Source organism: Mesorhizobium sp. 1B3 (genome assembly GCF_050958605.1).
Classification (GTDB): domain Bacteria; phylum Pseudomonadota; class Alphaproteobacteria; order Rhizobiales; family Rhizobiaceae.
Window position 1 is genome coordinate 271,886 of record NZ_JBJHDO010000009.1, and the last position, 26,484, is coordinate 298,369.

Genomic DNA, 26,484 nt, shown 5'->3' on the forward strand with positions numbered 1-26,484 from the left:
CGATTGGCTCGTGGGATCCGGCTGTGCCCGCTCCCACGAACCGGCTGAGCTGAATTTACAACCAAGTGAATCGTTTGGAACGCTGAGATCGTTCCGGACAGCGCCTGGTCGGCAGTTCGACGAAGCGGGATTTTGCATGAAGCCGAAGACGCTCCTGTTCGGTTCCGCCATAGCCTTTGCCGCTACATCCGCCTACGCCGCGGACGCATCCGCAGTGCCGGAGCCCGAGCCGGTCGGGTATGTCCGTGTCTGCGATGCCTACGGTATGGGTTTCTTTTATATACCGGACACTGAAACCTGCGTGAGAGTTTCCGGCTATATCTGGTATCAGATCGGCGCGACGAACGACGACGGCTTGGTCGTGGATGCGGATGGCAATGTCATCGGCGGCGATACGCCGAACTACCAGGGCTTTCTGCCCGGCGGCTGGAACAAGTCCACCCGACCGCGTGTCAATATCGATGCGCGTTCGGAGACGGAATGGGGCCGGTTGCGCGCCTTCGTGCGCTTTCAGGCGGATTGGGGAAACGAACTGCCTGGGGCGTTCGCCGACGGGCCGGTGTCCACCGATCAGGCCTGGCTGTCGCTTGGCGGGCTACGCATGGGATATACCGAGTCCGCCTGGGCGGAAACGATCTTCGACGTGACCAATGGCGGCTCCTTCTCGGATGGCCAGCTCTGGTACGGGGATCAGGAACGCCACCTCATCCAGTACAATTTCGGGGCAGACAGGGGCGTTTTCGGCGTCGTCTCGCTCGAGGATGACGCGCTGGAAGGTCGCGGCTTCATTCCGGACGCCGCCGGCCTGATCGGCTATCAGGCAGAATGGGGCGCGGTCTGGGGACGCCTGGCTTATGACGAATCCTACAATGAATTCGACGATAGCGGTTTCGGGGCCGAACTGGGCGCGCAGATCAACCTGACCAGGATAGGTGGCGAGATCCGGCTCATGGGCTGGTACGCCGACGCCGATCATATGTATGGCACCCAAAGCAGCTATGCCGGCATCAGCGGTGGTTCCGGCAATGCGGAATGGTCGGTCCTTGCCGCCTACAACCAGGTGTTCACGCCCAAGTTTTCGGCGTCGACTGGCTTCCAGTATTTCAACGATTTCTATGAGGCGCTGAGCGACGAGAAGACCGGCCTCAATGGCTACAGCGCGGACCTGTCGTTCGTATGGTTGCCGGTCGACGATTTCGAAGTTCGCGCTGAAGCCAACTACGACAAGGTGGACACGTTCGACGGTTCCGTTGCCGCCTTCCTGCGGTTCACTCGATTCTTCTGAACTTGCCGACCATCCTGACCTCGTCCTTCGGCTGGTCGTGGTGGCAGCTACCGCGCTCAGGATCAACTGGATGGCCACTGAGATCCGAGCCGATCACATAACCTCGCGCTTCCTCCTTCTGGATCAGAGCGTCGTGATCGGCCTTGCAGACACTTTCCGTGTTCTCCAAATCGAAGAACAGAGCCACGTCGCTCTTGTGCGCGATCTTGTGATTTACCACTGCCGCTCGTGGATGGTGGCGATTGACCGTAATCAACAGGCAGCCGCAACGCTGGCAGGTAAACAGGTCTCTGACTAGCGCCTGCTGTCTGATCCCATTCGGGCCGCACCAGCGCGGGTCCTTGTAGAATTGCGGTACTGTTCGGCTTCAGGACGGCGGAGGTGAGGACGCTTCTGCTCGCCAGTGAGCGCCATCGTGGTTGGTCCAGGGATTGGAAATGAAAAGGCCCGCATCGACTCCCACCCGCGGGGATTGCATACTACCCAAAAGTTGGCGAATGAGGAATTGGAATGGCTACTTTCTCTAACAACACCAGACTGGATTATCTTGATCGTGTTGCGATTGCCATTTTGAACGAAGGCCACCGAATGATGGCCGATAAGGCGCCCATCGGGAAAAAGACCGGATCGCCTTCCCTAAAGACAAGTGATGCGACGCTTCGGTGCGTCGCGGTCATGGAAATCGGGGCGACCTTATTAATCGCCGCCAACAATTTTTTTGTAACCAAACAGCACCTCGCGAACATAGGATCTAGAAGCAAAAATACTCTTTGGAAAGATCACAATACTGTAAAGAATAATTTGAACAAAGGAGATCCGATAGCAGATAGCAATTTGGAATTGTTTGATATTTTTTCTGCAACCTCTGAAGATTCCCGAAACAGACTTGGTTATGATAGAGCGATTTTTGTTACTGGCGTTCACACCTACATGAATAATTACCATGCAGAAATGCAACTACTCCAGTTCATGCTGGATCACAAGCTCAAGGCGCACCGTCGATACATCGGAGTATCAAAGCCCTGCTGCCCTGAATGCGCCGCTGTTCTCAAGCGTGCACGCATCTCCTTTTCGGAGGGGCACACCAAGAACGCCCATGGCGTACGAAATGTCGCCAATGAAAACTTCTCGCATCCACATTTCGCTTCGGACCTGGCCGAGCGGCTAGGACTCGAGGTCTTGTCTGGTGGTGGAGCCAGAGAGGCACCATGGTAAGGACAGAGGATCCAGACAAGGGCGCATGCCAGACATCCTCGAACTCGGGCCGCTGTTGCGAACCACCGATCTAGACTAGTTCCCGTCCATAAACGGCAAGCTGCTGAAGTTATTTGAGGAATCGCGATTTCCGTGCGGGCGAGCCCGACGATTTCAGGTACACCTTGGCATTGAGCGACTGATTCCAAAGGGAAACCCGAAACCGCCGGAGCCGACAATGCGCCAAGAACGCACCGTCCAGGCCAGCATATTCGATCTTTTCGCCGGACACGAGATCGGCCGTGAGTTGAAGGCCATGTCCGACTGGCTGGACGAACACGGCGATCTCTTGAGCCTGGTGACGCGGGACCTGCGCCGTCACTAGATCAATGAAACCGGCCGCGAAGGCTTGCCGGCGGAGGCTGTCGTGCGCTGCGCGCTGCTCAAGCAATACCGCCAGCTCAGTTACCAGGAACTGGCGTTTCACCTGGAGGACTCCGCCTCATTCCGGGCGTTTGCCCGGCTGCCATGGGGGTGGAGCCCGAAGAAGTCGGTGCTGCACAAGACGATCAGCGCGATCCGGGCGTCGACCTGGGAAGAGATCAACGAGGTGTTGCTGGCGAGCGCCCGGCACGAGAAGCTGGAAAGCGGCACGGTCGTGCGTGTCGACAGCACCGTCACCGCTGCAACGATCCACGAGCCGAGCGACAGCAGCCTGTTGTGGGACGCCGTGCGGGTAATGATACGGCTGTTGCGGCAAGCGGATGTACTGGGAAGCATCATTCCATGGCACGATCACTGTCGCGCAGCCAAGAAGCGGGCGCGGGCGATCAAATATTGCCGCGGCCGTCTGAAACGGGTTCAGCTCTATCGCGAATTGCTCAGGATCACGCGCACGACGCTCGGCTATCTCCATGACGCGGCTGAGCGGCTGACACCGGTGAGGGACCTGGCCGTCGAACAGTGGTTGGCCCAGGTCCACTATTATCGGCCGCTGATCGAGCAGATCATCGCCCAGACCGAGCGGCGGGTCCTGGCCGGCGAGGCGGTGCCGGCCGCCGACAAGCTGGTGAGCCTGTTCGAGCCGCATGCCGACATCATCGTCAAGGGCAGCCGCGACGTCCATTATGGCCAGCTCAACCTGACCGCGGGCAGGAGCGGCATGGTTCTCGATCTGGTGATCGAAGCCCGCAACCCGGCTGACAGCGAGCGGTTCCTGCCGATGCTTCAGCGCCACATCGACCGGTATGGGGAGCCGCCACGTCAGGCGGCGGCCGACGGCGGCTATGCCAGCCGCGCCAATCTGAAACAGGCCAAGGCCTGGGGCGTCTCCGACATGGCCTTCCACAAGAAGTGTGGTCTCAGGATCGAGGACATGGTCAAGAGCCGCTGGGTGTATCGCAAGCTGCGCAACTTTCGCGCCGGCATCGAAGCCGGTGTCTCTTGCCTGAAACGCGCCTACGGCTTGTCCCGCTGCACCTGGCGCGGCCTCGACCACTTCAAGACCTATGTCTGGTCCTCGGTGGTGGCCTACAATCTCGTCCTCTTCGCCCGCCTCAGGCCGACCTGACACCTGCCGACTTCGCAAAGGCCGCGGCCGGTGCGAGCCGGGCGTTCACCGCTGCGCAACTGGCGGCCGGCAGGGCGTTTGTAGGGCAGACCAGAAAAAAGCCCCGGCGGATAAACGCCGGGGCAGCTTGGTCGCTACTTTTGGATCTCGGTCCAGATCCTGGTATAGAGCGCCATGACCTCCGGTGAGCAGGTCTTGCTAAACTGGCCAGCCGACACATACTGCTCCGGAATGACGATTTCCGGCGCCGTCTTCATGTCTTCGGGCATATAGGCTTCCGACCCCTTGATGCCGTTGGCGTAGCGAGCGAAGGTCGAGATCATGGCCGCATTCTGCGGGTCCATGATGAAGTTCTGGAAGAGCTTGGCGTTCTCGACGTTCTTGGCGTCCTTGAGCACGGACACATTGTCCATCCAGATCGGATAACCTTCCTTGGGATAGCCGTAGACGATCTTGTCGTTCTGCAGGCGAGCCCGGAAGGAAGCTCCGTTCCAGTTGGTCCCGGCGGCAATGTCGCCTTTCCCGTAACGGTCCACGTTGCCGTAGTCCATCGACAGCCATTTCGGCTTCGCTTCGACCAGCTTGTCCCGGACCTTCTTCAGAACCGTCTTGTCGTCGGTGCAGAACTCGCCGCCCTCATAGTGGATGGCCATGTGCATGACGTCGATCATTTCTGGCAGCACGTTGACCTTGCCGACGAGTTCGGGCGGCGGGTCCATGAAGATCGCCGAAGTGTTTGGATCGCCCGAATAGACCGACGTGTTCACGGTGATCCCCGTGGTGCCCCATTGCCAGGGGACGGTGTAGTGGCGACCGGGGTCGAAGGGCACGTCGACCCAGCGCGGATCGACGTTCTTGAAATTTTCCATCTGGTCCGGGCGGGTCTCGAGAAGCAGGCCCTCGCTGATCCAGACGGGAATGACGCTCGCCGACGGGACCACGATATCGAAGCCGTGGCCGCCCTGGCGGATCTTGGCGAGCGCCGTGTCATTGGAATCGTAGTCGGTGACGGTGACCTTGACCTTGTAAGTGTCCTCGAACTTCTTGATCAGCTCCGGGCTGGTGTAGTTGCCCCAGTTGAAGATGTTGAGCTCGCCTTCGGCGCTTGCCAGGCCTGTCGAGCCGAGCAGCGCCAGCCCGACGGCGGTTGCGGTCAGTTTCCAGTTCATCTCGCTACTCCCATTGTTGGGGCCCGGCCGCTAGCGGTCTCAGGCCCGTTTCCTGCTGACGAAGAAGAAGATCGTGACGATGCCGACCGACAGCAGCAGGAAGACCGTCGAGATGGCGTTGATCTCCGGCGTGACGATGCGCCGGAGCTGGCCAAGCATGTAGGTCGGCAGCGTATCCTGCCCGCCCGACTTGACGAATTCGGTGATGACCACGTCGTCGAGCGAGACGACGAAGGCAAGCATCAGCCCGGCCAGGATGCCCGGCCACAACAGCGGCAGCGTGACATAACGAAAGGCCTGCCACCCAGTCGCATAGAGGTCGGCGGCAGCGGTCTCCAGCGACAGGTCCATGCTTTCCAGACGAGCCCGGATCGGCAGATAGGCGAAGGGGATGCAAAAGGCGGTGTGGGCGGCGATCAGATAGCCGAGCCCGGTATAGCCGGTCCAGATCTTGATACGCGAGAAGAAGATCAGCAGCGCCACCGCGGTGACGATCTCCGGCACCATCAGCGGCTGGTTGATGAAGGCGTATTTGAAGGTAAGCCCGGGATAGGGTCTTGTCCGGGTCGTCGCGAGCGCCGCCATGGTGGCGGCGATGGTCGCCAGCACCGCGGCGCTCACGGCGATCTGGAACGAGCGGATCGAGGCCTCGATGACCTGGCTGTTGTTCCACGCCGAGTGGAACCAGCGGAAGGAAAAGCCGGTCCAGATGGCGACCGAATCATTGTCGTTGAAAGCGTAGACCACCAGCGTGGCGATCGGCAGGTAGAGCAGGAAGAAGCACAGCATCGCCATGAAGGTGAAGCCGCCCTGGCGCTTGACGTCGAAACGATCAGCCATGGCGCACATCCTGGCGGCCGGCGTTGCGCACATAGACGATGAGCGCCACCATCACCACGGCCATCAGGGTGATCGACAGCGCCGCCCCGAGCGGCCAGTTGCGGCCCTGGCCGAACTGCAGCTCGATCAGGTTGCCGATCATCAGATTGGTGCCGCCGCCCATCACCCGCGGCGTCACATAGGCGCCGAGCGAGGGGATGAACACCAGGATCGAGCCGGCGACGATGCCCGGCTTGACCAGCGGCACGATGATCTTGCGCAGCACCTGAAGCCGGCTGGCGTAAAGGTCGTAGCCGGCCTCGACCAGGCGGAAGTCGACCTTCTCCATCGAGGCGTAGAGCGGCAGCACCATCAGCGGCAGGTAGACATAGGTCATGCCGACCAGCACGGCGAAGTCGGTATACATGAACTGGATCGGTTGGTCGGTGAGGCCGACCGCCCGGAGCACCGAATTGACCAGGCCCTCGTTGCGCAGCACCTCCATCATCGCGAAGGTGCGGATCAGGAGGTTGGTCCAGAACGGGATGGTGATCAGGAACAGCGATAAGTCGCGGCGATGCTCGGGCCGGGTTGCGATGAAATAGGCGGTCGGGAAGCCCAGCACCAGGCACAGGAGCGTGGTCATCAGCGACAGCGACACAGAGCGCCAGAAGATCGACAGATGAGCGCCGGCAAACGATAGCGTGTCGTCGAAGATGTCGCGCTCGAGGAACACGCCGACCCAGGCATCGGTGGAGAACTGCCACTTGACGTCGCCATAGTTGCCGGGCGCCAGGAACGAATAGACGAGCACGATGAAGAGCGGCCCGACGGCAGCGAAAAAGACGATGGCGAGCGCCGGCGCGGCAAGCAGCCAGCGGCGGCGGATGTCGGCCCGCTCGAAGCGCCGGGCGGCGGCGTCGGCCGCCCTCGTCTCTTCCTCCACGGCTTCCGGCACCGTCGTCGTCGCCATGATCGCTCAGTCCCTCAGGATTTGGGCGGCATCCTCGGCGATCGCCACGCCGACCCGCTCGCCCTGATCGAAACCGCAGGAACGGCTGCGGCTGTTCTGCTGGCGCACCGTGAACAGGCCTCCATCGTCGAGGCGGATATGGATGTGGGTGTCTGTGCCGAAATAGACGATGGTCTCGACCGCGCCGGCCAATTGGCCGCCGTCCTTGACCGCCCGGGCGTGCTCGGGCCTCACCACGATGGTGGCCTCGCCACGCGGGACGAAGCCCTCCGCCACGGTGGCCGGAAGCATCGCGCCGGAAGCCAGCGACACCGTCGCCTTGCCATCGGCCACCGCGCCGACCGTGCCGGTCAGGAAGTTGGTCTCGCCGATGAAGTCGGCGACGAAGCGCTCGGCCGGCTTGTCGTAGATGTCCCAGGGCGAGCCGACCTGCAGGATCTTGCCCGCCGACATCACCGCGATGCGGTCCGACATGGTCAGCGCCTCCTCCTGGTCGTGGGTGACGAAGATGAAGGTGATGCCGGTCTCGCCCTGCAGCCGCTTTAATTCGATCTGCATCTCCTTGCGCAGCTTATAGTCGAGCGCCGACAACGGCTCATCGAGCAGCAGCACCTTGGGCTGCGGGGCGAGCGCCCGGGCCAGTGCCACCCGCTGCTGCTGGCCGCCCGAGATCTGGCTGGTGCGGCGGGTCCTGAGCGCCTCCATCTTGACCAGCTTGAGCATAGCCGCAACCCGCGCCTCGATCTCCGCCTTGGGCTTGCCCAGCATCTGAAGGCCGAAGCCGATGTTCTCGGCCACAGTCATGTGCGGGAACAGCGCGTAGTTCTGGAACACCGTGTTGACCGGCCGCTTGTATGGCGGCAGCGGCGCGATGTCCTGCCCGTAAAGCAGGATCCCGCCGGAACTCGGGAAGTCGAACCCCGCGATCAGCCGCAGCAAGGTCGTCTTGCCGCAGCCCGACGGTCCAAGCAGCGTGAAAAACTCGTTCTCCCGAATCGAAACGGAAACCTTGTCGAGCGCCGCGACCTGGGCGTCCCCGGCTCCGAAAATCTTGCTGACCCCGCGTACTTCGATCGCATTCCGATCCGGTCTATCCGGCACGATGGTCCTCACAGCTGGTCCCGCTCTTGGCGGCGGGCCTTGTCCCCATCACGATGTGACCATATGCCCGAGACCTTGGCAACAGACATATGAGCCACGACTGAACAAGCAGTCCTATCAGGCTTGGTAGGTGACCTTGCCGCCGCACACCGTCGTGACGGGACGGACAGTGTGGAGCTGTTGCGGGTCCGTCTTCTCGAGATCTCCTGAAAGGATAACGAGATCGGCGAGATAGCCTGCCTTGAGCGTGCCCTTGCGGCGCTCCATAAAACCGGCATAGGCGCCTTCGACGGTGTAGCTGGCCAGCGCCTCGTGCAAGCTGAAGCTCTGATCGGGATCCGTCTCTGCCCAAGGCTTGCGCACCATCGCCGCCTGCATGCCCGCGATCGGATCGATGGGCGACACCGGCCAGTCGGAAGCGAAAACGATGCGAGCGCCGGCATTCTTCAGAGTGCGCCAGGCATAGGAAAGCGGCCAGCGCTTGCGGCCGATGCGAGAGACGGTCGGCTCGAGCGGCAGCCCCATCGATCCCGGCGGATGCGGAGGCTGCATGGAGGCCAGTACGCCGAGGTCGACAAGGCGCGGTATGTCGGTCTCGGTGATCACTTCGATATGTTCGATCCGGTGGCGGCTGTCGCGTTTGCCGTTCTTCTTTCGAGCCGCCTCGTAACCATCGAGGACCGAGCGCACCGCGCCGTCGCCGATGGCGTGCACGGCGATCTGCAGTCCGCGCCTGTCGGCCTCGATGGCGAAGGCGTTGAAATGTTCCTCCGTGAAAAGCGGCTCGCCGACCCAGTCAGGGCGATCGGCATAAGGCTCGACCATCACGGCGGTCCAACTGTCGAGGACGCCGTCCATGAACACCTTCACCATGCCGGAGGACAGCCATTCCGAGCGATAGCGCTCGGCCATCATGGAAGCCTTTTCCAGCATGTCGACGGTCATGAAGTTCTTGTAGTGAAACGGGATCTGTGCCCGGCAGAGCAATCCGCCCTCTGCCTCGATCTCCGACAGAAGCTCCAACTGATAGAGATTGCCGTCCATATTCTGGATCGAGGTGATGCCGTGTCTGGCGCACCATTCCAGGCCGCGCCGCATGATGGCGCGATCGGCGGCGCGCTCCGCGGCACTCGGCGCCGGATCGGGTTCGCCACCCGTCGAGAGGCCGAGCCGCACTCGGCTTTCGCCGGCGAGTTCGACTACCGGTCCGAAGGCCTCGCCTTCGCGCAACTCGCCTGAGGCCAGCCCGTCCTCTCCCACGACGATCTCATTGCCGGGGCCGAGCTCTCTGCCGTTGAGAAGGCCGGCCATCTCCAGCGCCTTGGTGTTGGCCCACATGGTGTGGTGGTCGGGCGCGGCCATCGCGAAGGGACGGTCCGGCAGAATGGCGTCGAGATGATGGCGCGTGACGCGCTCCTCGGCCGATAGGATCGTATAATCCCCGCCCTGGGCCTGCAGCATTTTGGCTTCCGGACGCGCCGCTGCATAGTCGCGAATGGCCTTGGAAAGCGCGTCGAAGCCGTGCACGCCGCCAAGCTGCAGGTGCTCGAGTTCGGCCGCTCCGCCGAAAAGATGCATATGCGACTCGACGAAGCCGGGCACGACGGAGCCGCCGGCCGCATCGACGACGCGCGTGCCCCGTCCCTTGAATTCGGACACGCTGGCCCTCTCGCCGACCGCGACGATTTCGCTGCCCCTGATGGCAATCGCATCCGCTCGCGGCGTGTCGGGATCCATCGTCAGAATGCTGGCGTTCTCGACGATCAGATCGGCCGTTTGCGGCATCATATGCTCCCGTTTAAGTTCGAGGCTAGCCAGACTGCTGACGCATGGCAAGTCGAAGTTATACGGTATAACAGCCCGCCCGTTGCCCTCTTGGCCTCGCGCTCAGTCTCTGCCACAAACATCTGCATCAATGAGACAGGGTCGACGGGAAGAGCGGGCCAGCATCCAGATGAAGACAGTTTTTTCTCCTTTGCATGCCGGCCATTCCGGCCAGGTGGAATTGGTGGCCGGCGCCATCGTGCCGGGCTTCGAGAAGCCGTCGCGGGCTGAAATCATCAAGGCCCGTGTCGAGGCGGTTAAGCTCGGTCCCATAATCGAGCCGCAATCGCACGATCTCGCCGCCGCAAAGCGTGTGCATGATGCCGCATACATCGATTTCCTGCCAACCGTGTGGCCTGAATGGGAAGCTGCCGGACACGGCGGCTCGGCCATGGCGTTCACCTGGCCGACGCGCGGGCTGCGCGGGGATGTCGAGCCGAAGGCGATCGAGGCCAGGATCGGCTATTATTCCTTCGACGCCGGCGCGACTTTTGTGAAAGGCACCTGGGATGCCATCAAGTCGTCCTTCGACGTGGCGCTGACGGCGGCCCGTCTCGTCAAGGAAGGGCAGAATGCGGCCTTCGCGCTCTGCCGCCCTCCGGGCCATCACGCCGGCGCTGCGTTCATGGGCGGCTACTGCTTCATCAACAATGCCGCCGTCGCTGCCCAGTGGTTCCGCGACCAGGGCGCCGCGCGGGTCGCGATCCTCGACGTCGACTATCATCACGGCAATGGCACCCAGGAGATCTTCTATTCCCGGCCCGACGTCCAGGTGCTCAACCTTCACGGCGACCCGAGGACCGAATATCCCTTTTTCCTGGGCCATGCCGACGAGAAGGGGGCAGGCGCGGGGGAGGGTTTCAACCACAATTACCCTATGCCCTTCGGCACCGGCTTCGAGGCCTGGAGCCGCTCCCTTGACGACGCCTGCGGCAAGGTGGTGGCCTATGCGCCCGACGTGCTGGTCGTTTCTCTGGGCGTCGACACGTTCGAAAAGGATCCGATCAGTCATTTCAAGCTGGTCAGCGAAGACTATCCGAAGATCGGCCGCCGCATCGCCAAGATCGGCCTGCCGACGCTGTTCGTGATGGAAGGCGGCTATGCCGTCGAGGAAATCGGCATCAACGCGGTCGGCGTGCTGACCGGTTTCGAGGGCGCCTGACATGTCCGGCGCGCAGGCGAACCAGGTCACGCTGGGCGTCGTCCAGTTCGCCTGCGGCGACGATGCTGCCAAAAATCTCGCCACCGCGAGCCGGCTCGTGCGCGACGCCGCGGCACGCGGCGCCAATATCATTCTCGTTCAGGAGCTCTTCGAAGGGCTCTACTTCTGCCAGGAACAGAACCATGCGCATTTCTCGCGTGCGCGACCGCTCGACGAAAGTCATCCTTCGCTCGCCGCCATGCGCAAGCTCGCGGGCGAACTCGGCGTCGTTATCCCGGTGTCGCTGTTCGAGAGGCGGAACCAGGCCTATTTCAATTCCGTGGCGATTGTGGACGATGTCGGCGCGGTTCTCGGGATCTATCGCAAGTCGCACATTCCCGATGGGTCGGGCTATTCCGAGAAGTTCTATTTCAATCCGGGCGACACGGGTTTTCGTGTATGGCCGACGCGGTTCGGAACGATAGGTGTGGGCATCTGCTGGGATCAATGGTTTCCGGAAGCGGCGCGCGCGATGGCTCTCATGGGGGCGGAATTCCTGCTCTATCCCACTGCGATCGGGTCGGAGCCCGGCCGCCCGGATTTCGATACGATGGAGCATTGGCGCATCACCATGCGCGGCCACGCCGGCGCGAACCTCATGCCGGTCGCGGCGGCGAACCGGATCGGGACGGAAATCATCGCCGGCAAGGAGCAGACCTACTACGGCTCCTCCTTCATTGCCGGCCCGAGCGGCGAACTGGCCGCTTCGGCCGGCCGCGAGGGCGAGGCGGTGCTGACGACGACGTTCGACCGCGCGAAGTTGCGGGCCGATCGCGCCGCCTGGGGCCTGTTTCGCGATCGCCGGCCCGAGCTGTACGGAGTGTTGGGCACTTTGGACGGGAGAGCGAATAGAGACTAGCAATAATCAGCGGCCCTTTGGGCAAGCCCCTCATCGGCCTGCCGGTCTTCTCTCCGCAGGCGGGGAGAAGACCGCTTTCATCTCCACTTTCGCCAATCGACTGCCATTGGCGACCGGCGACATCCAAGTGGCCGTCGTCTCTCTCCCCGTTTTACTCGCAGTGCCAAAGCGCCGCTTCGGTGGTCGATCGGTCGCTGCGCCCGAGTCAAGAGAGTGGTTTGACAAGGTTCTACTCGCGAGTATATTACCTACCGATAAGGTTTGAGGCGCCGCCGGCTGGCTGCGCCGGGGAGGAAACAGATGGCGGACGTCGCGGGACCGTCGCCATGGCCGAATTCCGAAGAGCGCGCGCGCCAGCGCGACGAAAAGCGCGAGGCTCTGCTGCATGCTGCGGTGCGGTCGTTCAACGAACGCGGCTTTCATGCCACCTCGCTCGACGAAGTGGCCGCCTCGTTGAATGTGTCGAAGCCGACGATTTACTACTACCTCGGCAACAAGGACGAGATCCTGTTCGAGTGCGTCCGGCGCGGGCTCGACAGTATCCGCCAGGCCGCACAGGCGGTCGAGCGCGCCGGCGGCACGGGCATGGAACGGCTGCGCGCGCTGATGCTTGACTACGCCGTCATCATGACCAGGGATTTCGGTATGTGTGTCACACGCACGGCCGACCACGAGCTTTCGGGCGACAGTCGCGCCAAGTTCCGAGCTCTGAAGCGCGAAATCGACGCAACGGTACGCCGGGTGGTCGAGGATGGCATGGCGGATGGAACGATTGCTGCTGGCGACGCCCGCATGACGACGTTCGCTGTGACGGGGGCCCTCAACTGGATCGCTCGCTGGTACGAACCGGACGGCCCGATGACGTCACAGGCCGTGGCGGATGCCTGCGTCGACACGCTCATCAACGGTCTCGCGCCACGGAACATGCCCGGAAAGGAGAGCTGATGCCATTGCCCGACAGCCTTGCGGCGCGGTTGAAACTGCCCGCGATCGCCGCGCCGATGTTCCTGACTTCGGGGCCAGACCTCGTTGTCGAGGTCTGCCGCTCGGGCCTCATAGGTACGTTTCCGGCGCTTAATCAGCGCACCACCGCCGGCTTCGTCGAATGGCTGGAAGAGATCGAGGCGCGGCTCGGCGCGCACCCTGCCGCCGCGCCCTTCGGCGTCAACCTGATCGTGCATCGGTCCAACCCGCGTCTGGAAGCGGATCTCGAACAGGTCGTGCGCCATCGGGTACCGCTCGTCATCACCTCGCTCGGCGCGGCCGGCGATATCGTGGATGCGGTTCACTCCTATGGCGGACTCGTCTTCCATGACGTGATAAACCGCCGCCACGCGGAGAAGGCCGCCGAAGCAGGCGTGGACGGCATTATCGCTGTCTGCGCCGGGGCCGGCGGCCATGCCGGGACGCTCAGCCCATTCGCGCTGATCGACGAAATCCGCTCCTTCTTCGCCGGTACCGTGGTGCTCTCGGGCGCCATCACCACCGGCCGTCACATCGCCGCCGCCCGGATGATGGGCGCGGACATGGCCTATCTGGGCACGCGCTTCATCGCCACGCGCGAGGCGTTGGTCGGCGACGACTACAAGAAGATGATCGTGGCGGCCAATGCGGCGGATATCGTCTATACGCCGAACATTTCCGGCGTCCACGCCAATTTCCTGCGGCCAAGCATCGTCGCGGCAGGCCTCGACCCGGACAATCTCCCGGCGCACATCGAACTCGACATGCAGAACGAGGCCAAGGCGTGGAAGACCGTATGGTCGGCCGGCCAGGGCATCGGCTCGATCCGGGACATCCCGGCAGCCGCGCATCTGTGTAACGCCCTGATCGACGAGTATCACGAGGCGATCGGGCGCCTGGGCGCCGAGCCGGCCATCGGCGGCACGGCACAGGCGGCGGAGTAGTGTCATGAGTGAGCAGGAACCAGCCGTCCGCTTCCGCGTCGCCGACGGCGTCGCCGAGATCAGGTTCAACCGGCCGGCGCGCCTCAACGCACTGGATGTCGAAACTGCATGCGGCTTCGAGGCCGCCGCCGATCGGGCCCTCGACGACCCGTCGGTGCGCGTAATTGTCGTCTCGGCCGAAGGTCGCGGTTTCGTCGCGGGCGGCGACCTCCAGCATTTCCACCGCTCCCAGGACAGAGCCGCGGCCGCGGCCGAGCTGATCGGGCCGATGCACCGCGCGCTTGCCCGGCTGGCGAAGGCGCCCGTGATCACGCTCGGCAGCCTCAAGGGCGCGGTCGCCGGCGCCGGTATGTCCATCGCGCTTAATCTCGATCTCGCGATCGCGGCGGAGGACACGGTGTTCAACCTTGCATATTCGCGCATCGGCGCGCCGCCGGATTGCGGCGCGTCTTTTGCGTTGCCGCGGCTGGTCGGTCTGCGCCGCGCGCTCGAGATCGCACTGTTGTCCGACGACATCGATGCGCTTCAGGCGCTGGCGCTCGGCATCGTCAATCGCGTCGTGCCCGTGGCCGACCTGGAATCCGAGACGACAAGGCTCGCGGCGAGGCTGGCCGCAGGCGCGCCTGCGGCACAGGGGCGCATCAAGGCTCTGATGCGCGAATCGCTCGCGCGCGACCTGCCTTGGCAGCTCGACGCGGAGGCGGCAGCCTTCGCAGAATGCGCTTCAACCGAGGATTTTTCGGGTGCCGTCGCGGCCTTTCTGGAAAAGCGCAAGCCGCAGTTCAACGGACGTTGATCGCGATCAATTTCGGCCACACGTGCGTCGCGGCGCGTGGGCTCGCCACCATGGAGACAACATGACCTCAATTCCCTTACAGTCGCGCGCCGTCGGCGTGGACGCAACCGGCATTCGTCTCGCCGCCGTCATCGGCGCGGGTTCCATGGGGGGCGGGATCGCGGCCCAGTTCGCCAATGCCGGCGTGCCCGTGATCCTGCTCGACGTGGCGGGCGCGGACGCATCCTCGCGAAACGCGGCTGCCGTCGCCGGCATCGACCGGCAGCTCAAGACAGGCGGCTTCATGGACGCGGAAGCCGCGCGGCTCGTCCGTGCCGGCAATGTCGAGGACGACATCGGCCTTCTCGCTGAAGCCGACTGGATCGTCGAAGCCGTCATCGAGGATCTGGAAGCCAAGCGTGTGCTCTATCGCAAGATCGCCGCGGTCCGAAAACAGGGAGCGATCGTCTCCTCCAACACGTCGACCATTCCCCGCGCCGCCCTCGCGGACGGAATGGAAGAGAATCTGGCGTCGCATTTCCTCATCACGCACTTCTTCAACCCGCCGCGCGTCATGAACCTCGTCGAGATCGTGGCGGCGGAAGAGAACGCGTCCGAAACGATAGCCCGCGTGAAGGCGGCGTGCGAGACGGTGCTTGGCAAGACGGTGGTCGACTGCTTCGACACGCCGGGCTTCATCGCCAACCGCATCGGCTGTTACTGGCTGGCGGCAGCGGCGCTGGAAGCCAGGCGAGGGGGCCTCACCGTCGAGGAGGCCGACGCCGTCAACACGGCTTTCGGCGTGCCGCGCACGGGTGCATTCGGCCTGCTCGACCTGATCGGCATCGACCTTATCCCCCATGTGTGGGGTAGCCTGATGAGAACCCTGCCGGCAACGGACGCGATCCAGGCGCACGACTTGCCCGGTGACGGACTCGTGCGGGACCTGATGGCGGCCGGCCGCTTCGGGCGCAAGGCCGGCGCTGGCTTCTATCGGCGTGGTGAGGGCGGCGCGCGCGAGGCGATGGATCTCAGCGGTGGCGACTACCGGCCGGAGGCCCCGGTCAAGCAGACCGCCTTGCCGGGAGGGGGACGCGATCTTGCCGCCCTCCTCGAAGCCGAGGGTCCGATTGGAGCCTATGCGTGGACGGTGTTCTCGTCCGTCCTGCTCTACACGGCCAGGCATGCTCCGGAGATCGCCGCCGATGTCGCCGCGATCGATACGGCTATGGAACTCGGCTATGCGTGGAAGCGTGGGCCGTTCCGCCTCGCCGACGCCTACGGCGCAGCGCGGGTCGTCGCAAGGCTCGAAGCGGACGAAAGGGTTGCGCCCGACCTGCTGCGTGCCGCCGCCGCAGCGGGCGGCTTCTACGACGTGCAGGGCCGTCCGCTCGCAAGCTCCGGCGAGCGCCTTGCGGCACCGGCGGCGGGTGGCTCCGCACTTGCCGCCGTCAAGGCCGGATCAAACCCGATCTTCACCAACGCAGCGGCATCGGTCTGGGATCTCGGGGACGGCGTCGCATGCCTGGAGCTGCACACCAAGATGAACAGCTTCGCGCCGGCGGTCTTCGACGTGCTGGAAAAGGCGGTCGAGCAGGGGGGGAAAGCCTTTCGCGCCCTCGTCCTCGGCAACGACGATCCGCGCGCCTTTTCCGTCGGGGCCGATCTCGGCTTCTTTGCCGAGATGATCGGCAGCGAGCAATGGCAGGCGATCGACACTTATCTCGCGCGCGGGCAGGAATTGTTCCTGCGCCTGAAATACGCGCCGTTCCCAGTCGTCGCGGCGGCGCACGGCTTCGCACTGGGCGGTGGCTGCGAGTTCATGCTGCATGCCGACGCGATCGTCGCCCACGCCGAGCTCAAGGCCGGGCTGCCGGAGATGAAGGTCGGCCTGGTCCCGGCCTGGGGCGGCTGCACCCAGCTGCTCCTGCGGGCGCAGGCCGCATCCGGCGAACCCTCTGCCGCGGCTCAAAGGGTCTTCGACACGATCTTCGCGGGCACGCCGACCGGCTCCGCGCTCGAAGCGCGTGCGCTTGGCTTGCTGCGGCCGTCGGACGGCATCGTCATGAACCGTGGCCAATTGATCGCGGCCGCGAAGGAACGCGCGGCAGCGCTGGCCAAGGCGGGCTACGAAGCGCCGGCGCGCGCGACGATCGCCCTCGGTGGGCCCGACGTCCGAGCGGTGCTGACGGGAGCGGTGGAGCAGGGCAAGGCCGCCGGCCGGATGACGGATACGGACGTCGCGATGGCTGAGATCCTTGCATGGGTGTTGACCGGTGGCGCCGAAACGCGGCCACAGGCGACGGAGGAGGAACTGATGCGGCTCGAGCGCGAGGCGCTCACGCGGCTCGTCCGGACACCGGCCACGCTGGCGCGCATCGACCACATGCTGAAGACCGGCAAGCCGCTGCGAAACTGATGTCAGGAAATCAGCCCCTGCGTGAATGCATGTCGCCCAAAAGTGTGCAGCGGTTTTGGGGCAAACGACATGCTAGAATATGCAGGGGCTGATACGGTGTAGGAACCGCTTCAGCGGCGATAGGTGAAATGCTCGAGATTGCGCGGTCCGGCCGCCTTCGCCGCCTTCAGTTCTTCCCGCGCTATACCGCGCAGATGCACCTCGTCGGGTCCATCGATGAAGCGAAGCGCCCTGCCCCAGGTCCACAGATAGGACAGCGGGGTGTCGGGCGTGAGGCCCGCCGCCCCGAACACCTGGATCGCGCGGTCGAGCACCTCGTTCTGAAGCTTCGCCGCCACCACCTTGATCGCGGAGACAGCGGTGCGCGCAGCCTTGTTGCCTTGCGTGTCCATGAGCCACGCGGCATGAAGCACGAGGAGGCGCGCCTGGTCGATCTCGATCCGCGACCTGGCGATCCAATCCTGGATGTTGGCGTAGTCGGCGATTTTCTGGCCGAATGTGGTGCGTGACAACGCCCTGTCACACATCAGCTCCAGCGCCAGCTCGCACTGGCCGATGGTGCGCATGCAATGGTGGACGCGGCCCGGCCCGAGGCGCGCCTGCGCGATGGCGAAGCCTTGCCCCTCATCGCCGACCAGATTCTCCACCGGCACGCGCACGTCGCGGAACACGACCTCGCAATGGCCCTCGGGCGAGTGATGATGCATGATCGGGACGTCGCGCACCACCTCGAAGCCAGGGGTGTCCTTGGGCACGATCACGAATGAATGACGCGAATGACGGGGTGCGCTTTCGTCCGGATTCGATACGCCGAGCACCAAAGCGAAGGCGAGATTGGGATGCAGCGCGCCGGTCGAGAACCATTTGCGTCCGTTGATGACGAAGTGGTCGCCGTCGCGCGCAATTGTCGTCTGGAGGTTGGTTGGATCTGACGAGGCCGTGTCCGGCTCGGTGATGCAGACGATGGAACGCGCCGCCCCTTCCAGCAGCGGCGTCAGCCACCGGCTCTTCTGCTCGGGCGTGGCGAAGAGGTGCAGCACCTCCATGTTGCCGGTGTCGGGCGCGGAGCAGTTGAAGACCTCCGAAGCCCAGAAATACCGCCCCATGATCTCGGCCAAAGGCGCATATTCCAGATTGGTGAGCCGCGTGCCTGGCTCGTCATCGCGAAGGGCGGGCAGGAACAGGTTCCACAGTCCTTCCTGATAGGCCTTGGCCTTCAGCTGGCCGACCAGGTCCGTTGGGTAGCGCTGCTCCGCCACCTGCCGGTGCCATTCGTGGTTGTTAGGGGCGATCTCGCGATCGACGAAATCCTTGAGCTGCGCGCGCAGCGCTTCCACCTTTGGCGAATACTGGAAATCCATTTCACTCTCCCTTCGTCAATCGTCTGCGCCCCACCCGGCGAACCCCGCCCGCAGTGCAAGGGAGGAGCAGGAGCACAGGAGCATCGGGCTGGCCGACCTCTTAGGCCCTTAATTATCCGTCTGTCCGACAATTGGACATCTGTAGGCGAACGTCGAGTGCTGTCAACCAAGGAATTTCGGTTCGGCTTGGCATCCGGCGCAGCCGCTTAGCGGAAACCTGATCCGTGTTGACGGCGGCAAGCATTCGCCCGATTATCGGTTTGTCGGACAGGAAATGAGAGGAGCCCTTGATGCAGCACTCAATGCGATCCGCCCTGAGCACGAGTCCAGGTGGCCCGGACACTCTGAAGCTTGGCTCGGTTCCGCGGCCCGAGCCCTCGGGCTCGCAGGTACGCATCCGAGTCCACGCCGTCGGCGTCAACTATCCAGACCTGCTGATCATCGAGGACAGGTATCAGTTCAGGCCCGAGCGGCCGTTCGCCCCTGGTGCCGAGGTGTCGGGCGTGATTGACGCGCTGGGGCCCGATGCCGGCGGCCTCGAGGTCGGCCAGAAGGTGATGGCGATGACCGGCTGGGGCGGCATGGCGGATTATGTCTGCGTGCCTGTGTCCAAATGCTCGCCATGCCCGCCGGAGATTCCGTTCGACGAGGCGGCATCGCTGCTGATGACCTACGGAACGGCTTATCACGCACTGAAGGATCGCGCGCGCCTCCTGCCGGGCGAGACGCTGCTCGTGCTCGGGGCGGCGGGCGGCGTAGGGCTGGCCGCCGTCGAACTCGGCAAGGCGATGGGCGCTCGCGTCCTCGCGGCAGCGTCGAGCGAAGCCAAGCTCGCTGCCGCCCGGGCGGCAGGCGCGGAAGGAACGGTCCTCTATCCGCTCCATTCACCCTCGCGCGAGGAGCAGAAGGCGCTGGCGGCGGCTTTCAAGGAGGCATGCGCGCCGGGCGGCGCTTCGGTGGTGATCGATCCGGTCGGCGGCGGCTATGCCGAGCCTGCGCTGAGGGCGATCGCCTGGGAGGGGCGTTACATGATCGTCGGCTTTCCCGCAGGCATCCCGAACCTCCCATTCAACCTGCCGCTCCTGAAAAACTGCGACATCCGTGGCGTCTTCTGGGGCGCCGCCATCGAGCGCGAGCCGGAGCAGCACCAGCGCTCGGTAGCCGAGCTGCTCGAGTTCTATCGAGCAGGCAAGATCAAGCCGCGGATCCATGCGCGCTTCGGGCTGGAGGATGCCGGCGGCGCGATTGCCGCATTGGCGGGGCGCGGCGTCACGGGCAAGGTCGTCGTCACAGTCGACTGACCGCCGCGCGCGCATTTTTCAGCCAAGTGGAATCATCTGTGGAAATGCGACCTATCAATAGCCAAAGCGGGATGCACGTTCCACTCGAGCGGATCCCGCTCTACGGCGTCAGCGAGGGGTCGATCCTCTGGTCGAGGTCGAGCTTGGCCAGCAGCCAGCCACGTTTCAGATCCTCGATATGCTTGGTCATCCAGCGCCTGGCATACTCGCCATCGCGCCGCTCCAGCCCGGCGACCATCTCCCGGTGCGCGGCGAGAAGCCTTCCATCCGCCTGAGGCAGGCGCGGACGGAACGCCTCGAACGCCGGATAAAGCAGCAGCCCCACAGGTTCGCGGCTGAGCAGCAGCGCCTTGTTCTTTGCGGCGGCCGAAACCAGCGAATGGAACTGCAGATCGAGAGCGCCCGGCGACACGCCGCGCTCGATAGTGGCGGCGGTGGCCTCGATATTGGCGCGCAGCATGGCAAGGTCTTCCTCGTCCGCATTTTGCGCCGCCAGTCCCGCCGCCAGGGGCTCGAGCACATAGGCGACATCCCACAGCTCACGGAACGTGACTTCCTGCATCACGAGCGCGCGGGTGGTGCGCGGCGCCAGGTCGGCATGATGGGGCACCGTGACCAGGAGCCGCTTGCGGCCTTCCCGCCGCACCAGCCCTTCGCTTTCCAGTTGCCTGATTCCCTCGCGTACCGTCGAACGGTTGACCCCGAACTTGGCGGCAAGCTCGATCTCACTGGGCAAGGGCTCGCCGGGCTTCAGCGCCCCGGAGAGAATATGCCGCTGCAACTCCCTTGAAACCGCCTGATAGGCTGGCGGCACATTCAGCTTTTCCAGCTCCACGCCACTCAAGCTCCGTTCTGCCTCGAATCCCCACCCTGAACTAGCACAATACGCCGGCCGCGCGCGACCTCTCCGCCGTCTCGCTTCCGATGCTGCCATTGTCGATCAATGCGACGGCGCGTTGCGCGAAGACTGGCGCCAACGCGCCGACGCGCTCGGCATCGGACGCTGCCGCATTGCCGTCTCTCGCCCGCGCCGCGATGCCCTCGAAGATCACCGCATTGCGAAACAGCGCGAGCACCATCTGGAAGATGCCCAGCCGTCCGCCGCCGCCCAGGGCGCCCCAGTAGTCATCGGTGAATTCCTCCGCCGTCGGCAGGCCTTCCGCCTCCAGATCGAGCCCCATGACACCGCCATACTCGTCCGGCCGCAGCATCCAGGTGTAGACGCAGCTATGGGCGAGGTCGGCCAGCGGATGGCCTAGCGTGGACAGCTCCCAGTCCAGCACCGCCACCACGCGCGGCTCGGTGGGATGAAAGATCAGGTTGCCGACGCGGAAGTCGCCATGCACGATCGTGGTGCGCTCGTCGTCCGGAAGATTGGCTGGAAGCCAGGCTGCCAGCCGGTTGATCTCCGGGATGCTGCGGGTCTTCGACAGATGCCATTGGCGGGTCCAGCGGGCGATCTGGCGCTGGTAGAAATTTCCGCGCTTGCCGAAGCTCGAGAGGCCGGTCGCCTCGACGTCGACCGTATGGATGGCGGCCAGCGTCTCGGCCATCGATCGATACATGATGCGCCGCTCCGCTTTCGGCGCCGAGGCGAGCCGGCTGTCGCGGAAAATGCGGCCGTCGATTCGCTCCATGACATAGAAGGCGGTTCCAATGAGGCTCTCGTCCTCGTTGAGCAGGTACACTTTCGGCACCGGCACGGCCGTTCCCTGGAGCGCTGCGAGCACTCGGAACTCCCGATCCACGGCATGGGCGGAAGGCAGCAACGCGCCCGGCGGGCGCTTGCGCAGTACCATGCGGCGCTCGCCGAAGGTGACGAAGAAGGTCGGATTGGACTGGCCGCCGTCGATGCTCTCGATCAGCATCGGCCCGTCAAGGTCTGCGATCTCCCGCCTCAGGAAATTCCCGAGCGCGAACGTGTCGAAGGGGATGTCTGCGCCTGCAATGAGATTCCCGGTTGTCTGTCGCAAAGAGCCGTTCATTGGTCTGATTGTTCTATTGTCCGACAACTCTTTTCGTTTTTGTAGACTATGTCAACCCGGCTGGTCCCGTCTCGGGCGGAACAAGGTTGCGACGGCGAGTCTGGAGATGAAATCGGATTGTCGGACAATCGGTCTTGAGCTAGTGTCCATCATAAGCCGGGCTCGCCCGGGGGCGACGGCATACCAGAGCCGGCGGAGGCTATGCCTGTTACTGTCGAGCGGAGACGATCAGGGCGGCGGCCGGTAGGCAACTGGAGGAAAATGATGGCCTTTGGCGAGATGCGCCATGAAATCCACTATGGAGAGCGCGTGGTGCGCGCCTTTACCGACCGGCCGCGCACGGTCGACCAGATGTTCCGTGAGGCGGCAGCGCTGGCACCGGATCAGACGGCGCTGGTGCTTGGCGAAGGCAGGTTTTCCTATCGCGAACTCGACGCAATCGTAGACCGCGTAGCCGCCAACTTTCTGACGGGCGGGTTCGCGCCGGGAGACCGCGTCGCGATCCTGCTCGACAACAGTTTCGAGTTCGTCTTTGCCGTTCTGGGTGCAGCGCGCGCCGGCCTTGTCGCGGTCCCGATGAACACACGCCAGCGTCGACCCGAAATCGAGTTCGTGCTGAACCAGTGCGGCGCGACCGGGTTGATCTACGCCGCAGAGCATTTGTCGAACCTGCCGGAGCGAGCAAGCGTCCCGGCCCTGCGGGATCTCTTTGTGGTGGGCGACGGCCCGGGCCGGTCCTTCGCCGAACTGACCTCGGATGGGCCGAGGACTCCCCTGCCGGACGTCGCCGAGGACAGCACATTCTGCCTGCTCTACACGTCCGGTACGACAGGCAGGCCGAAGGGCGCCATGCTGACACATTTCAGCACGATCCACTCGGTGATCCATTACCAGCATGCGCTGGAGCTGCGGGAGGGCGATGTCGGCGTTCTCGCCGTTCCGGCCTCCCATGTCACCGGCCTCGTCGCAATCATCCTCACGATGATGCGCGTGCGGGGCGCCACCGTGATGATGCCGGCCTTCAAGGCGCGCGCCTTTCTGGAACTGGCCGAGCGCGAGAAGATGAACTACTCTCTGATGGTGCCGGCCATGTATAATCTGTGCCTGCTGGCCCCGAATTTCAAAAGCTTCGACCTGTCGGGCTGGCGCGTAGCCGGCTTTGGCGGCGCGCCGATGCCTCAGGGGACCATCGACCGCCTGAAGGAAGCCCTGCCGGACCTGACGCTCGTCAACTGCTACGGCTCGACCGAAACCACTTCGCCGGCGACCATTCTGCCGCTGGGCGATATCGCGACCCGCCCGGCCTCGGTGGGCAGGCCGGTGCCCTGCGCGGATATCGTCATCGTTGATGAGGACGGCCGGGAGGTGGCGCCTGGCGAGAGCGGTGAGCTGCTGATCGCAGGACCGATGGTCGTGCCCGGTTACTGGGATAACAAGGAGGCGGACAAGGCGAGCTTCGTCAATGGCTATTGGCGGTCCGGCGATGTCGGTTCGATCGACGCCGAGGGCTACGTCCATGTCTTCGATCGCAAGAAGGACATGATCAACCGCGCCGGATTCAAGGTCTATTGCGTGGAAGTGGAGAGTGTGCTGTCGCACCATCCCGCAGTGGTCGAGAGCGCGGTGGTCGGCCGCCCCGATTCGGTGCTGGGCGAGAAGGTCCACGCCTTCATCTTCTCCGACGGTCGGCCAGTGGACGAAGCCTCGATCAAAAGCCACTGCGCCGAGAGGCTGTCTGACTACAAGGTGCCCGACAGCGTCACCTTCCTTGACGCTCCGCTGCCGCGCAATGCCAACGGCAAGATCCTCAAGACGTCGCTGCGCGACCTGCTGCCGCCGGCGTCCTGAACACCTTCATGCCCACCAAGTGCGCATGAACGAGGCATCGCTAGCCTTGCCGGTGAAGGCGGGCGCGCGCTTCTCGGCGAAAGAGGCCGCGCCTTCGCGCGAATCGGGTCCGGCGAGCGCTGCGGCAAGGCCTCGCGATTCCAGCTCGTGGGCGCGGCGCGGATGATCGGCATCGAGCAGCTTCCACAGGAGCTGGCGGTTCATCGCCACGGACATTGCAGCCGTGTTGGCGGCGATGTCACGCGCGATCTCCTCCGCCCTGGCCATCAGCGCGTCGGGTGCGAGCAATTCCTGCACAAGCCCCTTTTCCATCGCTTCGCCGGCCTGGATCATGCGCCCGGTCAGCATCCAATCGAGCGCGGTGCCGACTCCCACGATACGCGGCAGGAACCAGCTCGAGCAGGATTCGGCGACGATACCGCGCCGGGTGAAGACATAGCCGAACTTCGCGTCGGTCGAGGCGAGGCGGAAGTCCATCGCAAGCGGGAATGTCGCGCCGAACCCTACTGCCGGCCCGTTGATCGCGCCGATCACCGGCTTGACCATCTCATAGAGCCTGAGTGTCACCCGCCCCCCAAGGTCCGGATGCACGCCGTCGCCCGAGGCAGGATCGCCGCCCTCGGGAAGGCGGAATCCGTCCGCGAGATCGGTGCCGGCACAGAAGGCGCGTCCCCTGCCGCTGACGATTACGGCCCTGATCCCGTCGTCGGCGTCGGCCCGGTCCAAGGCAGACAGAAGTTCGTCAAGTGTCGACGCGCGCACAGCATTGAGCCTGCCCGGCCTGTTCAGCCAGATCGTCGCAACGCCTTCCGACGCCATATACTCGATATCCGTGAATTCCACCCGGCTCCTCCCTGCAGCATCTGCCCGATGATGCGTCCATGTTGACAAGGTCAAAGGCAGAGGTCAATGTTGGAATGTCGGACATTCGGATAGTTGGTGTGCGGCGCGGAGGAATTCGGGGGAGGCTGCTGCCATGGGCAACGAAGAGAGCGTCAGGCTGACGGTCGAGGGCGCGGTGGCATGGCTTGCCTTCAACACGCCCGGCCGGCTCAACACGCTCACCCTCGATACGATTCGCCGCCTGGATGCCCTGCTGCGCGAGGTCGCGGCAAACCCCCACGTGCGCTGCCTTGTCGTCTGCGGCGAAGGGCGCGCCTTCATGGCCGGCGGCGATCTCGGCTATCTGGACGAGGCAGGCGAACAGGCCCCCGGCGAGGCGCGCAAGGTAATCATGGCCCTCAACGTGGCGGTCGAGGTGCTGAGCGATCTGCCAGTGCCGACAGTAGCCAGCGTTCACGGCGCAGTTGCGGGCGCGGGTAACAGCATCATGCTGGCCTGCGATCTCGCGATCGCGGCGAGCGACACCCGCTTCGTCTACGCCTACGACGCGATAGCCAGCACGCCCGACGGTGGCCTGTCCTGGCTGCTGCCGCGCGTCGTCGGCCAGCGCCGCGCGCTGGAAATCGCCTTTCTCTCCGAACCGCTGACCGCGCAACGGGCGTTCGATCTTGGGCTGGTCAACCGCCTGGTGGATCCGGCCGCGCTCGAGGCCGAGACCGCCGCCCTTGCCGGCATGCTCGCCGGTAAGGCGACGCGCGCGCTGGTCGCGACGCGGCGCCTCATGCGGCAAGGCCAGGAACGAACATGGCGCGATCAGCTCGGCCAGGAATGCCTCGCCTTCTGCGAGTCGGCTCAGACGAGAGACTTTCGGGATGGCGTGCGCGCCTTCTTCGAAAAACGGCCGGCTCAATTTGTCGGCAAATGATAACGATCCAAGGGGAGAGGACAATGATCGCATACGCACGCGGATTGCTTGCCGCGACGGCTGTTTTTGGCGCACTGCTGACGGGCACCGCCGGAGCCGCGGAATTCATCATATCGACGGGTCTCGGCAAGCCGCATCTTTGGGTCGGCAGCCACATGGACCCCTTCGCCGACGCCATCGAGCAGGGAAGCAATGGCGAGATCACGTTCACGCGGTTCTACGCAGGCGAGCTGACCGCCGTCGGGAGGGAACTGGACAGTTTGAACAGCGGCACCATCCATGTCGCCGCGCCGCTGCTGGCGCCCTATCACGAGGGCCGGTTCCCGCTGTCCGATGTCACCCAGCTGCCGACCTACGGCACGGATTCGCCGATGGTGACGCGGGCCTTCCAGAAACTCCTCGACTCCGACGTGGAATTGAAGGACGGCAAGACCTTCTACCAATACGAGATCGCCGACAAAGGCATTCGCGCATGGGCGCTGGGCGCGACGGCGCCCTATTCGATCTCAACGGTGAAGAAGGTCCTGAAGGAGCCGGCGGATCTCCAGGGCCTGCCGCTTCGCGCCGGCTCCGCCCTTCATACCATCGTGCTGGAGAAGCTGGGCGCCACGCCGGTGACGATTCCGGCTTCGCAGGCCTTCGAGGCGGCCTCGCGCGGCACGATCGAAGGCCTTGTGCTCGCCATCTCGGACTGGCCGTCCTATTCGCTCCAGCAACTGTTGCGGCACTCGATCGTCGATGTCTCCATCGGCCACTGGGAGAGCTATCTCGCGGTCAGCAACGAGATGTGGGACCAACTGAGCGACGAACAGAAGAAGCTCTGGGACGAGACGGCGCGCGCCATCGGCACGAAGAACGCCGGACAATGGGAAGCGCGGGTCGGCACGGTCAAGGAGGAGTCGATCAGCAAGGATGGCGGGTCGTTCGTGTCGATCAACGATCTGTCGCCGGCCATGAAGGCCCACATCGACAAGGCGGCGGCCGACACATGGGTCGCCTGGATCGAAAAGACCGAGGCGAACGGGCATCCGGCGCGGGCGACGGCGAAGCTCTATGCCGAGCTCATCCAGGCCGAAGGGGGCAAGCTGCCGTCGGGCGTTGCCGAATATCTGGCGAAGTGATCGC

General features: G+C 64.1%; 22 protein-coding genes and 1 pseudogene. 14 read left to right on the forward strand and 9 right to left on the reverse strand.

The features are described 5' to 3' along the window. Window positions 1-136 precede the first annotated feature (136 nt). The 4 genes and pseudogenes from ACCO56_RS23505 to ACCO56_RS23520 all read left to right on the forward strand — a co-directional run bounded on the left by ACCO56_RS23505 (window position 137) and on the right by ACCO56_RS23520 (window position 4,049). A complete protein-coding gene (locus ACCO56_RS23505) occupies window positions 137-1,285 on the forward strand; it encodes a porin (protein ID WP_433643294.1) in 1,149 nt (382 codons plus the stop codon). A 70-nt stretch (window positions 1,286-1,355) separates the two neighbouring features. Next, window positions 1,356-1,583 carry a hypothetical protein gene (locus tag ACCO56_RS23510; protein ID WP_433643295.1) on the forward strand — a complete coding sequence of 76 codons (228 nt, stop codon included), beginning with the start codon at window positions 1,356-1,358 and terminating at the stop codon, window positions 1,581-1,583. Window positions 1,584-1,795: 212 nt separating this feature from the next. Further along, complete coding sequence (locus ACCO56_RS23515) at window positions 1,796-2,500, forward strand: nucleic acid/nucleotide deaminase domain-containing protein (RefSeq protein WP_433643296.1); 705 nt, start codon at window positions 1,796-1,798, stop codon at window positions 2,498-2,500. Between the two features lie 217 nt (window positions 2,501-2,717). Further along, a pseudogene (locus tag ACCO56_RS23520) lies at window positions 2,718-4,049 on the forward strand (ISNCY family transposase). A gap of 134 nt (window positions 4,050-4,183) precedes the next feature. Here the strand turns inward: ACCO56_RS23520 and ACCO56_RS23525 are convergent. The 5 genes from ACCO56_RS23525 to ACCO56_RS23545 all read right to left on the reverse strand — a co-directional run bounded on the left by ACCO56_RS23525 (window position 4,184) and on the right by ACCO56_RS23545 (window position 9,896). Further along, window positions 4,184-5,218: an extracellular solute-binding protein gene (locus tag ACCO56_RS23525; protein WP_433643297.1), complete on the reverse strand. Its 1,035-nt coding sequence runs from the start codon at window positions 5,216-5,218 to the stop codon at window positions 4,184-4,186. A 39-nt stretch (window positions 5,219-5,257) separates the two neighbouring features. Then, entirely contained in the window at window positions 5,258-6,058 is an 801-nt protein-coding gene (locus ACCO56_RS23530; RefSeq protein ID WP_433643298.1) for an ABC transporter permease, read from the reverse strand. Next, on the reverse strand, window positions 6,051-7,010 hold the full coding sequence (locus ACCO56_RS23535) for an ABC transporter permease (RefSeq protein ID WP_433643299.1): 960 nt from the start codon (window positions 7,008-7,010) through the stop codon (window positions 6,051-6,053). Before ACCO56_RS23535 ends, ACCO56_RS23530 begins: the two co-directional genes overlap by 8 nt. A 6-nt stretch (window positions 7,011-7,016) precedes the next feature. After that, a complete protein-coding gene (locus ACCO56_RS23540) occupies window positions 7,017-8,111 on the reverse strand; it encodes an ABC transporter ATP-binding protein (protein WP_433643300.1) in 1,095 nt (364 codons plus the stop codon). A gap of 117 nt (window positions 8,112-8,228) precedes the next feature. Next, a complete protein-coding gene (locus ACCO56_RS23545) occupies window positions 8,229-9,896 on the reverse strand; it encodes an amidohydrolase (protein ID WP_433643325.1) in 1,668 nt (555 codons plus the stop codon). A gap of 169 nt (window positions 9,897-10,065) precedes the next feature. Here ACCO56_RS23545 and ACCO56_RS23550 point away from each other — a divergent pair, with 169 nt between their 5' ends. The 6 genes from ACCO56_RS23550 (at window position 10,066) to ACCO56_RS23575 (ending at window position 17,096) form a co-directional block, all read left to right on the forward strand. Beyond that, window positions 10,066-11,097, forward strand: coding sequence for a histone deacetylase family protein (locus ACCO56_RS23550; protein WP_433643301.1), 1,032 nt, complete (start codon window positions 10,066-10,068; stop codon window positions 11,095-11,097). A gap of 1 nt (window position 11,098) precedes the next feature. Continuing rightward, on the forward strand, window positions 11,099-11,995 hold the full coding sequence (gene aguB, locus ACCO56_RS23555; RefSeq protein WP_433643303.1) for an N-carbamoylputrescine amidase: 897 nt from the start codon (window positions 11,099-11,101) through the stop codon (window positions 11,993-11,995). A gap of 300 nt (window positions 11,996-12,295) precedes the next feature. Continuing rightward, window positions 12,296-12,940, forward strand: coding sequence for a TetR/AcrR family transcriptional regulator (locus ACCO56_RS23560; RefSeq protein ID WP_433643304.1), 645 nt, complete (start codon window positions 12,296-12,298; stop codon window positions 12,938-12,940). Beyond that, window positions 12,940-13,902 carry an NAD(P)H-dependent flavin oxidoreductase gene (locus ACCO56_RS23565; protein ID WP_433643305.1) on the forward strand — a complete coding sequence of 321 codons (963 nt, stop codon included), beginning with the start codon at window positions 12,940-12,942 and terminating at the stop codon, window positions 13,900-13,902. The genes ACCO56_RS23560 and ACCO56_RS23565 overlap by 1 nt, the downstream gene beginning before the upstream one ends. Window positions 13,903-13,906: 4 nt before the next feature. After that, window positions 13,907-14,698: an enoyl-CoA hydratase/isomerase family protein gene (locus ACCO56_RS23570; RefSeq protein WP_433643306.1), complete on the forward strand. Its 792-nt coding sequence runs from the start codon at window positions 13,907-13,909 to the stop codon at window positions 14,696-14,698. Window positions 14,699-14,759: 61 nt separating this feature from the next. Then, window positions 14,760-17,096 (forward strand): 3-hydroxyacyl-CoA dehydrogenase/enoyl-CoA hydratase family protein, encoded by a 2,337-nt coding sequence (locus tag ACCO56_RS23575; protein WP_433643307.1) that lies wholly within the window; start codon window positions 14,760-14,762, stop codon window positions 17,094-17,096. A 110-nt stretch (window positions 17,097-17,206) separates the two neighbouring features. Here the strand turns inward: ACCO56_RS23575 and ACCO56_RS23580 are convergent, their stop codons facing one another. Further along, window positions 17,207-18,457, reverse strand: coding sequence for an acyl-CoA dehydrogenase family protein (locus ACCO56_RS23580; RefSeq protein ID WP_433643308.1), 1,251 nt, complete (start codon window positions 18,455-18,457; stop codon window positions 17,207-17,209). A 290-nt stretch (window positions 18,458-18,747) separates the two neighbouring features. On the opposite strand from ACCO56_RS23580, the gene ACCO56_RS23585 reads away from it, so the two are divergent. After that, window positions 18,748-19,758 carry an NADPH:quinone oxidoreductase family protein gene (locus tag ACCO56_RS23585; RefSeq protein WP_433643309.1) on the forward strand — a complete coding sequence of 337 codons (1,011 nt, stop codon included), beginning with the start codon at window positions 18,748-18,750 and terminating at the stop codon, window positions 19,756-19,758. A gap of 100 nt (window positions 19,759-19,858) precedes the next feature. On the opposite strand, the gene ACCO56_RS23590 is transcribed toward ACCO56_RS23585, so the two are convergent. Together ACCO56_RS23590 and ACCO56_RS23595 are read right to left on the reverse strand one after the other, a co-directional pair. Continuing rightward, the gene (locus ACCO56_RS23590; protein ID WP_433643326.1) at window positions 19,859-20,593 is read right to left on the reverse strand and encodes a FadR/GntR family transcriptional regulator; all 735 of its coding nucleotides are present in this window, start codon (window positions 20,591-20,593) and stop codon (window positions 19,859-19,861) included. 40 nt (window positions 20,594-20,633) lie between these two features. Then, complete coding sequence (locus ACCO56_RS23595; RefSeq protein ID WP_433643310.1) at window positions 20,634-21,731, reverse strand: phosphotransferase family protein; 1,098 nt, start codon at window positions 21,729-21,731, stop codon at window positions 20,634-20,636. Window positions 21,732-22,004: 273 nt separating this feature from the next. Here ACCO56_RS23595 and ACCO56_RS23600 point away from each other — a divergent pair, with 273 nt between their 5' ends. Then, window positions 22,005-23,591 (forward strand): class I adenylate-forming enzyme family protein, encoded by a 1,587-nt coding sequence (locus tag ACCO56_RS23600; protein ID WP_433643311.1) that lies wholly within the window; start codon window positions 22,005-22,007, stop codon window positions 23,589-23,591. Between the two features lie 6 nt (window positions 23,592-23,597). Here ACCO56_RS23600 and ACCO56_RS23605 read toward each other — a convergent pair whose 3' ends face one another. Further along, window positions 23,598-24,434, reverse strand: coding sequence for an enoyl-CoA hydratase-related protein (locus ACCO56_RS23605; RefSeq protein WP_433643312.1), 837 nt, complete (start codon window positions 24,432-24,434; stop codon window positions 23,598-23,600). A gap of 133 nt (window positions 24,435-24,567) precedes the next feature. Between ACCO56_RS23605 and ACCO56_RS23610 the strand changes: the two genes are divergently transcribed. Both ACCO56_RS23610 and ACCO56_RS23615 read left to right on the forward strand, forming a co-directional pair. Then, window positions 24,568-25,359, forward strand: coding sequence for an enoyl-CoA hydratase/isomerase family protein (locus ACCO56_RS23610; RefSeq protein ID WP_433643313.1), 792 nt, complete (start codon window positions 24,568-24,570; stop codon window positions 25,357-25,359). A 23-nt stretch (window positions 25,360-25,382) separates the two neighbouring features. Next, window positions 25,383-26,480, forward strand: a complete 1,098-nt coding sequence (locus ACCO56_RS23615; protein ID WP_433643314.1) for a hypothetical protein — start codon at window positions 25,383-25,385, stop codon at window positions 26,478-26,480. Window positions 26,481-26,484: the final 4 nt, after the last annotated feature.